The 14,461-nt window shown below is 58.2% G+C and carries 13 protein-coding genes; 9 read left to right on the plus strand and 4 right to left on the minus strand.

Features of this window, described 5'->3' with window-relative positions:
* Positions 1-104 precede the first annotated feature (104 nt).
* The 3 genes from OC537_RS16660 to OC537_RS16670 all read left to right on the plus strand — a co-directional run bounded on the left by OC537_RS16660 (position 105) and on the right by OC537_RS16670 (position 4,044).
* Entirely contained in the window at positions 105-2,147 is a 2,043-nt protein-coding gene (locus OC537_RS16660; RefSeq protein ID WP_262112914.1) for a TonB-dependent receptor, read from the plus strand.
* 62 nt (positions 2,148-2,209) lie between these two features.
* Positions 2,210-2,833: a PepSY-associated TM helix domain-containing protein gene (locus tag OC537_RS16665; RefSeq protein WP_262112916.1), complete on the plus strand. Its 624-nt coding sequence runs from the start codon at positions 2,210-2,212 to the stop codon at positions 2,831-2,833.
* Positions 2,834-3,006: 173 nt separating this feature from the next.
* Positions 3,007-4,044 carry an acyltransferase family protein gene (locus OC537_RS16670; protein ID WP_262112918.1) on the plus strand — a complete coding sequence of 346 codons (1,038 nt, stop codon included), beginning with the start codon at positions 3,007-3,009 and terminating at the stop codon, positions 4,042-4,044.
* Between the two features lie 155 nt (positions 4,045-4,199).
* Here the strand turns inward: OC537_RS16670 and OC537_RS16675 are convergent, their stop codons facing one another.
* The gene (locus OC537_RS16675) at positions 4,200-4,796 is read right to left on the minus strand and encodes a porin family protein (protein WP_262113339.1); all 597 of its coding nucleotides are present in this window, start codon (positions 4,794-4,796) and stop codon (positions 4,200-4,202) included.
* A 244-nt stretch (positions 4,797-5,040) separates the two neighbouring features.
* Here OC537_RS16675 and OC537_RS16680 point away from each other — a divergent pair, with 244 nt between their 5' ends.
* Positions 5,041-5,679 (plus strand): exopolysaccharide biosynthesis protein, encoded by a 639-nt coding sequence (locus tag OC537_RS16680; protein WP_106885159.1) that lies wholly within the window; start codon positions 5,041-5,043, stop codon positions 5,677-5,679.
* Positions 5,680-5,788: 109 nt separating this feature from the next.
* Here the strand turns inward: OC537_RS16680 and OC537_RS16685 are convergent, their stop codons facing one another.
* The gene (locus OC537_RS16685; RefSeq protein ID WP_139746187.1) at positions 5,789-6,679 is read right to left on the minus strand and encodes a sensor domain-containing diguanylate cyclase; all 891 of its coding nucleotides are present in this window, start codon (positions 6,677-6,679) and stop codon (positions 5,789-5,791) included.
* A 163-nt stretch (positions 6,680-6,842) separates the two neighbouring features.
* Between OC537_RS16685 and OC537_RS16690 the strand changes: the two genes are divergently transcribed.
* Complete coding sequence (locus OC537_RS16690; RefSeq protein ID WP_106885161.1) at positions 6,843-7,259, plus strand: GNAT family N-acetyltransferase; 417 nt, start codon at positions 6,843-6,845, stop codon at positions 7,257-7,259.
* A 122-nt stretch (positions 7,260-7,381) separates the two neighbouring features.
* Here the strand turns inward: OC537_RS16690 and OC537_RS16695 are convergent, their stop codons facing one another.
* Positions 7,382-7,969: a penicillin-binding protein activator LpoB gene (locus tag OC537_RS16695; protein WP_163155421.1), complete on the minus strand. Its 588-nt coding sequence runs from the start codon at positions 7,967-7,969 to the stop codon at positions 7,382-7,384.
* 224 nt (positions 7,970-8,193) lie between these two features.
* Between OC537_RS16695 and OC537_RS16700 the strand changes: the two genes are divergently transcribed.
* From OC537_RS16700 to OC537_RS16715, 4 genes are all read left to right on the plus strand, one after another.
* On the plus strand, positions 8,194-8,829 hold the full coding sequence (locus OC537_RS16700; RefSeq protein WP_262112928.1) for a Vat family streptogramin A O-acetyltransferase: 636 nt from the start codon (positions 8,194-8,196) through the stop codon (positions 8,827-8,829).
* Positions 8,830-9,239: 410 nt separating this feature from the next.
* Positions 9,240-10,433, plus strand: a complete 1,194-nt coding sequence (locus OC537_RS16705) for a DUF262 domain-containing protein (RefSeq protein WP_262112930.1) — start codon at positions 9,240-9,242, stop codon at positions 10,431-10,433.
* Positions 10,426-11,517, plus strand: a complete 1,092-nt coding sequence (locus OC537_RS16710) for an AAA family ATPase (protein WP_262112931.1) — start codon at positions 10,426-10,428, stop codon at positions 11,515-11,517. Before OC537_RS16705 ends, OC537_RS16710 begins: the two co-directional genes overlap by 8 nt.
* Before the next feature lie 2 nt (positions 11,518-11,519).
* Entirely contained in the window at positions 11,520-12,500 is a 981-nt protein-coding gene (locus OC537_RS16715; protein WP_262112933.1) for a hypothetical protein, read from the plus strand.
* A 671-nt stretch (positions 12,501-13,171) separates the two neighbouring features.
* Here OC537_RS16715 and thiH read toward each other — a convergent pair.
* The gene (thiH, locus tag OC537_RS16720; protein ID WP_262113341.1) at positions 13,172-14,437 is read right to left on the minus strand and encodes a 2-iminoacetate synthase ThiH; all 1,266 of its coding nucleotides are present in this window, start codon (positions 14,435-14,437) and stop codon (positions 13,172-13,174) included.
* Between the last annotated feature and the right edge of the window lie 24 nt (positions 14,438-14,461).

The following is a 14,461-nucleotide window of genomic DNA, read 5'->3' on the forward strand; positions in this document are numbered from 1 at the left end:
AAATGAAAATCAATATCATTGGCGCCCTCTCGAAACGAGAGACACCAATAACTACAAATAAATCAATAAGTTCAGGCCAACAGGTCGATAAGAGTCACACCCAGATGCATAACCCCAACTCCCCGCGCGCCCTGCTGGGCGTCGCCTTGCTGGCCTTCTGTGCCAGCCCCCGCGCCGAAGACGAGACCCTGACCGTGGTCGGCAAACGCAGCCAGCACGAAGAAGTGGCCACCGCGACCCGCACCGCCACCCCGGCCAAGCTGGTGCCCCAGACCATAGAGAGCGTCCCGGCCAGCGAGCTGACCGCCTACGGCCAGCCCACCATGAGCGAGGCCCTGACCGGTATTCCCGGGGTCAACGCCAGCGGTGACACCCGCTTCGACAGCGTCAATATCCGTGGCTTCAACGCCAGCAACGACTTCTACCTCGACGGCCTGCGGGACGACATGCAGTACACCCGCGACCTTGGCAACATAGAGCGGGTCGAGGTGCTCAAGGGGCCGGCCGCCGTGCTCTACGGCCGTGGCAGCACCGGGGGCATCATCAACAGAGTCAGCAAGACACCCCAGCGCGGGCAAGCGTCCAGCGTCAGCGCCCGGGTCGGCAGCTTCGACAGCCGACGCTTCGCCGCCGACCTCAACGCCGAGGCGGGGGAGCGGGTGCAACTGCGCCTCAACCTGGCCCAGGAGGACAAGGAGAGTTTTCGTGACGACGTGACCAGCAAGCGCACCCTGCTGGCCCCCGCCGTGAACTGGGAGATAAGCGACAGCCTGAACTGGCTGGTGCAGTACGAGCGCAACGAGCACGATCGCACCCCGGATCGCGGCATCCCCGGGGTCGATGGCCGTCCCGCCGACGTCCCCATAGAGAGCGTCTACAGCGACACCAGCCGGGACTTCATCGACGATCTGGCCCAGTCCACCCGATCCCGCCTTAGCTGGGACATCAACGATCGGTGGCAATTGCGCCAGCAGCTCGGCTACACCAGGCTCGACAGCCAGTTCGACAACACCTATGTCACCGCCGTCAAGGGTGACAAGGTGACCCGTGCCCGCTGGCAGCAGGATCTCAAGGCCAACAGCCTCACCAGCAACACGGAAGCCGAGGGCCAGCTGCAGACAGGCCCCGTCGCCCATCGCCTGCTGGTGGGGTTGGAGCAGGGCTGGCAGGAGCGCACCCCCAAGCTCTACCAGAACGCCACCCCTATTCCCCCGGGGGATCTGTACGATCCCGGCTCACTGCCGAGCTACAACGGCACCATGAAGCTCTCCAGCGACGCCAGGCACAGGGTGCGCGGGGTCGGCCTCTATCTGCAGGATCAGCTCAGTCTGGGTGACTGGCACCTGCTCGGCGGCCTGCGCCGGGACGCGTTCACCGTCACCAGCCGCCGCAACGACCTCGACAAGGAGGAGACCCTCTCGGTCACCAGCCTGAGCCCACGCCTGGGCCTGGTGTGGAACCCCATAGAGGAACATGCCTTCTATACCTCCTACAGCAAGACCTTCACCCCTGTGGGCGGGGAGCTGATCGGCATCACCCCGGGAGACAAGAACAACAAGCTGGATCCCCAGCACACCCGGCTCTACGAGGGGGGCGTGAAGAGCGACTGGCTGAACGGTCGCCTGGCCACCACCCTCTCCCTCTACAGGCTGGAGATGTACAACAAGCGCAGCAAGGATCCGCTGGATCCCACCAAGGTGATCCTCACCGGCCTGCAACGCACCGACGGCATAGAGCTGAGCGCCCGCGCCCAGCTGACCGACGCCTTCTACCTGCATGGCGGCATCGCCATCCAGGATGCGGAGCAGGTCAAGGCGGACGCGGATCTGCAGGGCAAGCGGCCGAGCAACGTCTCCCGCGAGAACGGCCAGCTGTTCGCCGGCTACCAGAACGGCCAGCAGGGCTGGTATGGGGAAACCGGGGTGACGGCGGTGGGGGATCGCTTCGCCGACAACGCCAACACCACCACGCTGCCCGGCTACGCCCGCTATGACGCCCGCGCCGGCTACCGCTGGTCCCAGTGGGATGCCCAGCTCAGCGTGGAGAACCTGACCGACCACGACTACTTCGTCAGCGCCACCAGCGCGGCCCAGATCATGCCGGGCAGCCCCCGTCAGCTGAATCTCACCGCCGCCTACCGCTTCTGAACCCCCTTGCCCACAGCCCCACTGGCCAGCCTCTGCTGGCCAGTTTTTTATGACGCGCCACCATGAAAAAACCCAAGAGACTCCCCCTTCACAACAACAAGTGGGTGCGCCGCATCCACGCCTGGGCGGGCTTTGCCACCCTCACCCTGATGCTGCTCTACGGCCTGACCGGCCTCTGGCTCCAGCACAGGGCCGTGCTGCCTCTGCCCGGCCCCCACACCGAAAAGTCGAGCGAGGAGATAACGCTGGCCGCGCCGCTGGCGAGCCCGGACGCCCTGAAAGCCCTGCTGCAACAGCACTACCCTGAGGGCTTGGAGGAGGGGCGACTCAGCATCACCCCGGCCCGGACCCTGCCCACCCCCACAGGCCCCCTCACCCTGCCGGCCAAATGGGAGCTGCGCGGCGTTACCCTGAGCCAGAGCCTGGCCGCCAGCTATGTGGAAGGCACCCTGCTGGTGCAGACCGAGCTGCAGCGGGCCAACGTCGCCGCCAGCCTCAACCGGCTGCATCGCGGCATGGGTACCGGCCTGGCCTGGCAGCTGTTTGGCGATCTGGCGGCCCTGGCCATGCTGCTGCTGGCTCTCACCAGTCTGCTGATGTGGAACAAGCTGCACGGCCCCGCCGGTCGCGGCATAGCCCTGCTGCTGCTGGGTACCGTCGCCACTGTAGTGATTGCCCTGCTCTAGGGATCTTACCGACACCAAAACGGGATCCGCCTCCCACCCGGGGTAACCCTGCCCTTCCCCAGGGTAACAAAGGGTAACCGGCCACCGATGGGGGTCACAGTTGGCGACCCCCTGGCTGGAAGAGGCATGTGCCCGGCTGCTAGGGTGCCGGGTTTCAGCCGTCGGAAACAATCATGCGCATCTCCAGCATCGAGTGCGGGCGAGTCCTGGCCATCATGGCCGTGATGACCATTCACCTCTCCCCCTTCAGCAATCCGTTCGATCCCACCCTCTGGGACGGCACCCCCTACCTCTGGCTCGGGGCCATCATCAACCAGCTCTGCCGCTTCGCGGTGCCGCTCTTCTTCCTGTGCGCCGGCTACTTCCTGCAACCCGCCCTGGCCGCAGGCAAGCCTATGGCGGTGGCGCTGCGTTACTGCCGCCCCCTGCTGGGGCTCTGGCTGGTGTGGAGCCTGCTCTATCTGCTGGTGCCCTTCAACCCGGTCGCGGCCATGACGGAAGGCTATCTGCCCGCCATGGCGGGCCAGTGGCAGATGCAGCTGGGGGATCCCCTCAACGCCTGGTGGGTAGGCGGCATGATCCACCTCTGGTTCCTGCCCGCCCTGATGCTGGCCGTTCTGCTGCTGGCCCTCTGCTGGCAGGTCAGTCTGCCCCGACTGGCCCTGGTGGCGGGGGCGCTGCTCTACGGGCTTGCCCTGATCGGCGGCTCCTATGGCCCGCTGCTGTCGGGGGGCGAGTGGGCCCTGCTGACCCGCAACGGCCCCTTCTTCTCGCTGCTGTTCGTGGCGCTCGGTGCCGAGCTGCGCCTGCGTGGCTGGCAACCCGATGCCCGGCGCAGCGCCCTGCTGATGGTGGCGGGTATGGGTCTCTATGCCCTGGAGGCCGCGGGCCTGCTGCGTTTCGCCGCCGTGCCCCTCAACCGTCACGACTTCCTGCTGGGCTCCCTGCCCTGGGCACTCGGCCTCTTTGGCCTGCTGCTGGCAAACCCAAACTGGGGCAAGGGCAGCTGGCTGGAACGCCAGGCCCCCAAAGTGTTGGGCCTCTACTGCCTGCATATGATGCTGGTGGTCTGGCTGATGGTGTTAGGCCCCCAGGGCAAGCTGCTGTGGTGGGAGCTGGTCAAGGTGCCGGTGCTACTGGTGCTCTCCCTGCTCGCCTGCCGGCTGCTGGCGACAAACCGGATCACTGGCTGGCTGCTGCGGGCTCGCTGAGGGGCTAGCGCTGGCCACTGCGGCCAGCGAGCCTGCAGGCGAGCAGAGGGTACTCGCCATGGGCGCCAGCGCGGTGCAGTTCAAGCTGTTTGACGTGAACGAGCCCCTGAACCGCATCACCTTCGGCATCCCATAAACCGGGCCGGAAAGCGGGCTCAGAACCTCAGGGTCAAGCCGATATTGGCCTGCCACTGGGTAAGCAGATCCCCCCGCACCCGGAAGGCGCAGACCTCGGGGTTGCAGAGAAACGCGCTGTCGTCATTGAGCAGGGAGCCGTAGCCGCGCACCTCGGCCCGCAGCGCCAGATGTTCCCCCAGGCGCGGCTGCACCCCGAGCGCCAGGGACATGGAGGGGGCCGTCTCGCTATCATAGGCATCGAAGCGGGTCACCCCGATCCCGGCACCTAGATAGGGCGCCATCAGGTTGTCCGAGAGGGTGAGGACCCCGGCGAAGTGCAGGGTATCCACCGTCAGCCTGTCAGGCTGATCCGGGGAGATGGGGGTGGACTGATGGCTGTAGAGCAGCTCCACCATGCCGGGATCATCCACCTCCCGGCTGATGAAGAGGCCCCAGTTGCCCGAGCTCTCCCCTTGCAGTGAGTCGATGCCGGTCGAGTGCGGCGTGGGGGCAGGTTCATCCATGGCCTCGAAGTCGATGGAGGAGCTGTAACCCAGGAAAGGGGTCAGTTGCCAGCCCGAGGCGGCGGACTCGGCCGCCCCGCCCGTCAGCGGCAAGCACAGTCCCAGCAGCATCATGGTCGCTCGCGTCACGCTCTTCTCCCCGGTTGGCATGGATTGCGTCAAAAGCATATCAGAGCCTGTTCCATCCGACCCTTGACGGGGGCTGTATCGCCCCATTTTGGCGACCCGCCCCCCTTCCCTGCCCTCGATTTCCATCAAAGCTTGCGCAGGCTCACATTATTCATCTGGGATTAACCTCTGCCACGTAAGCTGGCGGCGCCACAGTGGTGGCGTTAACAGGACGAGGATCTCAGGAATGGTTGCCGCGCAACTCAACGACCCACAAAGCACACTCTCCGATACCCTGCGGGCCACAGCCCACGCCATCGAGGAGAGCCACATCAGCCTCAGGGAGATGCTGGCTCTGGTGGGCGAACAGGGCATGCTGCTGTTTTGCGTGCTGCTCACAGTCCCCTTCCTGTTGCCTGTCTCCATTCCCGGCGTCAGCACGCCCTTTGGGCTCTTGATCCTCTTCATCGGCATCGGCATCACCCTCAACCGGGTGCCCTGGCTGCCCGCCGTCCTGATGGAGCGCCGCTTCGCCGCCGAGCACCTCAAACCGGCCCTGCACAAGGGGGCCGATCTGCTGGCCCGTATCGATCGCTTGATCCGGCCGCGCCTGCTGCTGCTGACCGGCAGCTCCGCCATCAATCGCTGCAACGGCCTGCTGATCATGCTGGCGGCCCTGCTGCTGATGCTGCCGCTCGGCGCCATCCCCTTCACCAACGCCATGCCCGCCTGGGCCATACTGCTGCTGTCCATCGGCATGCTGCAACGGGACGGCCTCTTCGTCGCCCTCGGCTATGCCCTGGTCAGCGCCACCCTGGTCTGGTTCAGCGTGCTGGCCATAGGTCTGCTGATGGCGGGCCAGAACATCTCGACCCTGTTTGGATAAGGCTCGGCAGACAAGCGCCAAGGCGACACTTTGGTCAAGGCCGGGTAGCGACAGATAACAACGAGGGCGACACAGTGTCGCCCTCCTTCGTTGCAAGCCAGGGCACTGTTCAGGGATCCCCGTCGTGGGCCACCTGGTTGCGCCCGCCCCGCTTGGCCCGATAAAGCCACTCGTCCGCCCGGGCCAGCACGGCGCTGAGCTCCTCCCCCGGCCGGATCAGGGTGGTGCCCAGACTGACTGTGACGGGGGCCGGATCCGGCGCCATGGCCGCCACAGCGGCGCGGATCCGCTCCGCCACCTTCAGCAATATCCCCTCGTCTATCTGCGGCAGCAGGATCAGAAACTCCTCGCCGCCGCTGCGCACGAACAGATCCTCCCCCCGCAGCTGGGCAGAGACGCAGTCGCAGACGCGGCACAGCACCCTGTCCCCGGTCTGGTGACCGTAGCGATCGTTGATCTGCTTGAAGTGATCGAGATCCAGCATGATGAGGCCGGTGAGCGGCTGGCCCTGCACCCTCTGGTGATATTGATCGAAGAAGAAGTGGCGATTGTAGAGGCCGGTCAGCTGATCCGTCTCGCCGAGCCGCTTGAGCCGCAGTTGCAGCTCGTGCTGGCGGGTGATGTTGCGGGTCATCCAGGCCACGGCTCGCTTGCCGTCGTAGAGAGAGGGCAGCGGCGCTATCTTGCCCTCGAAGCGCTGCATCCCCTGGGGCCCCGCCTCGGCATCTATGCCCTCCACCTCGGCGGGGGAGAGATCGTACTCCACCACCTGCACCTGGCCGCCGGCCAGGGCGCGCGCCACCTGCTCCATCACCCAGAACGCCTTGTCTGCCGGCAGCACATCGAACAACCGCTTGCCGATCAGGGGGTTGCCATCCTGATATGACTGTTGCTCCACCCCGCCTATGTATTCGATGTAGTGACCATCTTCACTGAGGATGAAGACGGGGTCGGGCAACTGGGTCATCACTTCATAGAGTTGTGCCACTGAGAGAGCCATAGGTGCTCCTTTTTATCTGCGGGGAGGGCCCTGTGTTGTCTGTTATACACGACCCGTTCAGTATCGCATACGGCCAGAATGCCGTGGCGAACCGCCGCCAGCCTTGACCTGGTGGATGCCGTTTGGATATTAATGGGATTTGCCTGCCCCAGGAGGCCCCTAGATGAAACTCACCCCACCCCTGCCCCCGATTGAGCGGGATCTCGACGCCCTGCGCATCGGCCTGTCAGGCTACAACCAGGCGGTTGCCGGCAGCCATCTGCGCGAGCAGGTAGCCAGCTTTATCAAGGATGAACAGGGGCTTGTGCTGGGCGGCATACTCGCCGACATCAAGTGGGGCTGGCTGCACATCGACTGGCTCTGGATTGACGAGCGCATTCGCAAGGAGGGCTGGGGCGGCCGCCTGCTCGCCAGCATGGAGCAGTATGCCGGGAGCAAGGGCATCATCAATGTCCACCTGGAAACCACCAGCTTCCAGGCGCTGCCCTTCTACCAGAAGCAGGGCTACACCGTCTTCGGCGAGCTGCCGGACATGCCGCCCGGGCATATCACCTACTTCCTGAAGAAGCGGCAGGACTAGAGCACTAGGGGGACGCCGAGCGTCAAGGGGCGCGCCTTGCCCTTCTCCGGGCTCCGGTGCCTTGATACGAAAACGCCATCGAGAGGGGCTCGATGGCGTTTTCGGTGGCAGGGATGGCGGGATCAGCGGCTGGCGGAGCGGCTCCCGCTCCAGAGCAGCTCGCCGCTCTTCAGATCCATCAGGCTCATGGCGAGGCGGTAGCGGCTCCCCTCGGAGAGAAGATCCCCGTAGAGCATGTAACCGGCCCCGGTCTGACGACCCAGACGCACCAAAGAGGCGGGGTTCATGCCCCCCTGCTGGTACTCGAGCTGACCCGTGATGGCCGCCACCTGGCCGGGATCGGCGAAGCGAAAGCCGCTGTTTGCCTGAATGCGCTGGCTCATGGCCACCGCCATGGGCTGGGTACTGAAGGGCTCACCCGTGCCGTTCTGGGGCGCCATCAGCAGTAGCACAGGGCTGCCATCCTGGCTCAGCGCCTGCACCTCGGGGGCCTTCAGAAAGGCATCCGCCATGGCGAGCGCCAGCCCGGTCGGGGCAACGGGTTCGGGCGCAGGCACAGGCTCTGCCTTGTCAGGCTCGGCCACAGGTTTCTGTGGCTGGCTCACCGGCTTGTCCGGCTCGCCGACCGGCGCCGGGGTGCCTCCATAGGGATTGACCGCACAGCCGCCCAGCAAGAGGGCACCCACCATCAACAAGGAACGCAGCTTCATCTTTTCTCTCCACCAGAAGTCCGCAGGACGGACTTCGCCAAAAGCCCGTGGGGGCGGAGCACCAGCCCCGCATCCCTCCCATGCTAGAGACAAACCGGCCCCGGGTCGATGCGCACATGGGCCGGGGGCGACAAAGGCTGGCGAACCGGGGCGTACAAAAAGGTGGCAAGGGTCCTTCCGGTTCCGTTAGGGTAGCTTGAGCCCAGACCCCAGAGGAGCACCCCATGCACGGACCCGACCCCGCCAACCCCCACCCCATGAAGGGCTTCCCCCAGGTGTGCTTTATCAAGAACACCATCAAGGGGCCCAATATCGAGGTGGGCGACTACAGCTACTACGACGACCCGGAAGACTCCGCAGGCTTTGAGCGCAACGTCCTCTACCACTTCCCCTTCATCGGCGACAAGCTCATCATCGGCAAGTTCTGCGCCATCGCCCGCGGGGTCAAGTTCATCATGAACGGCGCCAACCACCAGAGCTCCGGCTTCTCCACCTACCCCTTCTTTATCTTCGGCAACGGCTGGGAGAGCGCCGCCCCCAAACCTGGCAGCCTCCCCTACAAGGGGGATACGGTGATTGGCAACGACGTCTGGATTGGCTATGACGCCCTGATCATGCCGGGCGTCAAGGTCGGCAACGGCGCCATTATCGCCGCCCGCTCCGTGGTCACAGGCGACGTCCCCGACTACGCCATCGTCGGCGGCAACCCCGCCAAGGTGATCCGCTACCGCTTCGACGACGACACCATCACCCGCCTGGGCGCCCTCGCCTGGTGGAACTGGCCGGTGGAGCAGATCAGCCGGAATTTAAAGTTGATTGCCGGCGGAGATATAGAAGTACTGGAGGGTGCCATCAAATAGGGGAGACCATGCTTTGTAATAATAAGGGCGCCAATGTGAGCCCCTACTCCTACCAAGGCTCAGAGTTGGAGCCCGATCTCCTTTCTCAGTACCTCTGCCGACAACACCAACAGCAATAGCGGGCACCACGACGGCAACTCTCATGATCAACTCTTCTCTAACACCCCCAACAGAAGTCGAACCTAAGGTTCGACTAAGAGGAAAGGTAAATGAATGAAGACAACCAAGGTCCTACTATTGTTGGATAGTGCTTGTGCCAAGCACCTGCTGAGCCTTTCTCAAAACGTAGGGAGTCACAGAGCCCTTTTCCTAGAATTCTTTCTATGGTATAGCCGCTAGTTACATCAACATGCTATTATTAGTTGAATATACAGCTCTGTTTTTTATCATTTTAATAAAATGGCTGAGGAATGATGACAAAATCCATGGTTAATAATGATGATGATAGCATTCTATTTTCGCTAGATCTTGTCGATGATGAAGATGATAGCAATGGTGATAATATCCCTGAACCTTGGGATCCAAGTAAAATACGAATTTCAACAAAACATTTTTCACTACGTGATGTAGTTACTCAAATCATGGATGAAGAAATCGATTTATCTCCTGACTTTCAACGTGATTATGTATGGCGAAAGCGCCAAAAGACACGTTTGATAGAATCGATTCTCTTGGGGATACCACTACCTGCCTTTTATTTCAACCAATCAGATGATGGTTCTTATCAGGTGATAGATGGTGTTCAACGGCTATCGACAATAGCTATGTTCATGAACGATGAACACATATTATCACACGAAGACCTTGAATATTTACAGGGCCTCAATGGTTTACTGTTTTCTAAATTAGACACGGCATCTTCTCGTCGTTTTAGAAGCACACAAATAGTTGTTCACGTTATCGAGCCACAAACCCCAGAAGAAGTGAAATACGACATATTCAGTAGAGTTAACACCTCTGGAAGCCCTTTGTCTGCACAAGAAATTCGTCACGCGATGAGCAAAAAAAGATCAAGGGAGTTATTGAGTGAACTGTCCGAATCGAGTTCGTTCGATAAAGCAACAGACTTTAATTTTTGGCGAAAGGACAGTAATGGAAATAATGTTCGTCATAGTGGAAGAATGACCAATAGAGAGCTAGTTCTTAGATTTCTAGCATTTAGAAACTTAAATGCTGACGAGTATCGTCAATATAAAAACCTAGACGCATACCTAGTTGAGTTTACAAAGCGAATAGATGGACATTCTAAAAACAATCAATCTATCTCTGAAGCAGAGATAAACTCATTGAAATTTGATTTCTATCAAGCTATGGAAAATGCAAATCTGATTTTTGATGACACTGCATTTAGACGTTACCCTCTGAATAGCAAGCGCAAAGGGCCAATCAATAGAGCAGTCTTTGAATCTCAAGCCATAGCATTAGCTGATTATAAAGCCTCTGATCTGGAGCCAAAGAAAAAATCTATTAACCATGCATTTAGAGAAGCTTTCAACGATGAGATTTTTGTTCGTTCAGTTTCAGTTGGTACTGGCTCACCATCAGCTGTCGAGTATCGCATTAAAAAAATGAGAGATATTTTGATAGGGGTTCTAAATGATTAATAAAGTAACCGTATCTGGATTTAAAAAATTTACCCACAGTGAGTTTCCCCTATCAAGGTTAACTGTACTTACAGGGTTAAATGGTTATGGTAAAACATCCTTAATACAAGCAATTCTATTGGCATGGGCGGCCTCTAAAAATGAGATTATAAAATTAAATGGTCCATTTGGTTTACAGCTTGGTGTAGCAGGAAAAGTAAGGAACTGGGATTACGATGCGGACATCACTATTACTTTAAATTTCGATGATACCTCTATTCATAAATGTGTGTTCAGGACATTAAATGAGGATGATCTGTTTTTAAGACTGAACAATGATCTATCTGAAATTAATTCAGAAAATAACTTGAATAGAAAAAGATATTTCTCATATCTCTCCGCAGAGCGCTTAGGGCCTCGTAGTATACTCGGTTCATCTCCTGAACCTGATGATGAACTGGAAGTAGGAGTTCATGGTGAGTATTGTGCTCAGATGATAGGATCTCTTGGGGACAAGCCTATTGAAGACATAACCCGTTTACATCCAGACAATAATGGTCAAGAATCAACATTATTGAAGTATGAAATAGAACGCTGGTTAAAAGATATTGCAAAACAAGTTGAAATTTCGACAGCACAATTCCAGGGCACCAGTATTACCGCCATTAGCTTCCGTACAATTGGAGGAGAATGGGTTAGTGCACCGAATATGGGTTTCGGAATATCTTATTCGCTACCTGTAATACTTTGTGGACTTACTGCGCTAAATGGGGGTGTAATATTGATTGAAAATCCTGAAGCGCATTTACACCCAGCCGGTCAATCAAAAATGGGGGAATTTCTAGGATGGTTGGCTGGGAAAGGAATTCAAATAATTGTTGAAACCCATTCTGATCATGTATTGAATGGTATAAGAAAATCAATAGCAATCAATAGTCACATTAATAGCAATGATGTATTAACTTATTACTTTGATGACTCTAAAGTAGGAGTTCATAGGCTCAACATTAAGGATGATGGCAGCATTAGTAGCTGGCCGAAAGGCTTTTTTGACCAATACCAGATTGATGTATCCTCCCTGGGCCGTCTCCGTAGAAGGAGGTAATAATGTCTTTTGTAATTAACAGTGATGAGTGGACATTTGATAATATAGATCAAGCGTTACATCAATCTATAATAGACTCTTTCTTGGATAGAATTGGCACTGCTATTGATAGGAAAGAAAAAATATGGATTGGTGAGAATTTACAGAAAAAAATAGTCTATGAAGACAAGGACTTCTGGACATTTATGGCTAGCATGCCTAGTGAAATATCCCAAGAGTGTTCAGCCTGGTTGGATAGAGCTCCACTCTATATTGATGAAACTAATTTCCCTGACGAGCTCATAGAAAACAGTTTATTAGCTATAAATGATGCGCAAGAAAATGATAACCTCGATCTTTCTTGGGCTCATTATAATAATTTACATGGCGTAGCCGTGGGATGTATTGGGCTACATGAATCAGGAGTTTTCAAAACATCATCAAATTTAGGCGAAGTAGACATCCATATCATTGGAGACGAAAAAGAACATCTTAATTTCTGGCGAAATGCCATTGATATTGAAGGTAATACATCAGATAAGTTTAGACAGCTATCTGAAAATGCATTTCCTGACTTACATTTCCACAACAATGTATTGGATGGCATTGATGATTTAGTCGGTGGATATTTTCCTCTAAGATCAGCCATAATGAAATACATGTCGATTCTCAATGATCATGGGGAGTGGATATTTACCACTCCACCACCTATATTGAGACCGGATGAAATAGTTATAAATAATAATTTAGCACCAACAAATCAAATAATAAGAGATCGGTTTACTGGTTTTGGTATCACTGTTGAACCAGAGAACCCGAATGTATCTAGGAATGCAGACTCAAGAAGAGCCAGAACGATAACAATGGAAGGTTCTATTTTGTATTGTGAATGGCATGGAAAGCTCCAAGTTCACCAAAATAGAATTTATATACACAAGCCAGTTCCTGAATCCAAGAATAAAATGATAATCGCATTTATCTGTGAGCATTTACCCTTACCGTGAGATATACGGCTCTCCCCTGTTTTGGTAGCCACACTACTGAGCTATATAAGTGGCTCCGAAAGACAAGGCAAGCACACTGTTGGGTCCCCCTCCAATCCGCCGAGGGGAAGGGGCAAGGTCAGGAACGCCATCAGGGATGATGGCGCAGACGCAGCCGGCACAGGGGCCAGATCGGGAAAGGGCGAGCGCAGCTCGACCCGATTTGGCGCGAGAACAGGATGTTCGAAGCGGGCTTTGGCCGAAGCCATGGATGGCGAAGGCCAAAGTGCCGTCTGCGGCGGTCCGTCCGGCCTTGCACCTGACCCGAGGGCAACCGCGCAGCGGTCGGATTGGCGGGGGTGGCCTTTCTTTTGGTGACTTTTCTTTGGCCACGCAAAGAAAAGTTACTCGCCCCAGCCCGAAGGGCGGGCGAAACCCCGTCGAGGCCAGCAGCCTCGCGTCCTGCGCGGCAAGGCCGTGCCGTATTCCCCCCCAAAAACTGCAAAACGGACGATTACGCCTGACGGCTAATCGACCCTACGATGCCAATGAAATGTCGCATAAAGACCCCTCCCCAACCCTCCCCTTCGCAGGGGAGGGAGCCAAAGCATCGGCACCAGCAAGGAGCGCGGCCGAACACCGCCCAACCGTTATGACGGGCGGCTACCAGTCCAAAGGGGGCCTGGCCGCACCTATCGGCCCAAGAAGGGTTCCCAGTCCTTGAACACCGGCTGCAACCCCGCCTGCCGCACGGCGGCGGCCACGTCTCCCAGGGCCCGGTCGTCGTGGATGGCGAACTGCTCCAGCTCCTCCTTGTCTCCCTCCGCATAACCGCCCGGCTGGGTGCGGGATTCCGCCGACATCTGGGTGATGCCAAGACGTACCGCACCGTTGCGAAACGCCGGGGATTCCCGGGTGGAGAGCGACAAGTCCAGGGTTGGCGAGAAGAGGCGCCAGGCGCAGATCAGCTGCACCAGCTGGCGATCCGACATGGTCACCTCGGGCTCCAGCCCCCCGGTGCAGGGGCGCAGGCGCGGGAAGGAGAGCGAATAGCGGCTCTGCCAATGGTGGCGCTCCAGCCAGGCGAGGTGCTCGGCCACGAAGTAGCTGTCGGCGCGCCAGTCCGGTGACAGACCGATCAGGGCGCCGAGGCCAATCTTGTCGATACCGGCGCGTCCCAGCCGATCCGGCGTGGCGAGACGCCACCCGATATCCCGCTTGTTGCCGCGCAGGTGGTGACGGGCGTAGGCCGGGGCGTGATAGGTCTCCTGATAGACCATGACCGCATCGAGGCCCAGGGTTTTGAGCTCGGCGTATTCGGCCTGCGACAGGGGCTGCACCTCCATTGCCAGGGTGCTGAAGTGGCGGCGGATCTGCGGCAGGTGCTGGCGAAAGTAGTCCATGCCCACCTTGGTCTCGTGCTCGCCGGTCACCAGCAGCACGCTGTCGAAGCCGCGCGCCTTGAGGGCCAGGCACTCGCGCTCGATTTCCTCGGCATTCAGGGTCTTGCGCTTCAAGCGGTTGCTCATGGAGAAACCGCAATAGCTGCAATCGTTGGCGCACAGGTTCGACAGATAGAGGGGCACGTAGAAACCCACCGTATTGCCGAAACGCTGGCGGGTGAGGCGCTCCGCCAGCTGGGCCATCTGGGGCAGGAAGGGCTCGGCGGCCGGGGAGATAAGCGCCATAAAGTCCTGCAGGGTGCGACGTGGATTGGCCAGCGCCCGCTCGACATCCCGGGCCGTCTTGGCGCGGATCTGCATGCCGATATCGTCCCACTCCAGCTCGCGCCAGCGGTCGGCAAAATCCAACCCCCTCCCGGCCTCCCCCTTGGGAGGGGGAGGAGCGCAGGGCTCGCCCCATTCAAGAGCCGAGTCAGCCTCGCCCCTCACCCCCAACCCCTCTCCCAAAGGGAGAGGGGAGCGAACACTTGGCTGAGCTTGTGGTACAGAGCCCATAGCTGCAGCATCTATCACCTCTAA

Source organism: Aeromonas sp. Marseille-Q5825, from assembly GCF_946892685.1.
Classification (GTDB): Bacteria; Pseudomonadota; Gammaproteobacteria; order Enterobacterales; family Aeromonadaceae; genus Aeromonas; species Aeromonas rivipollensis.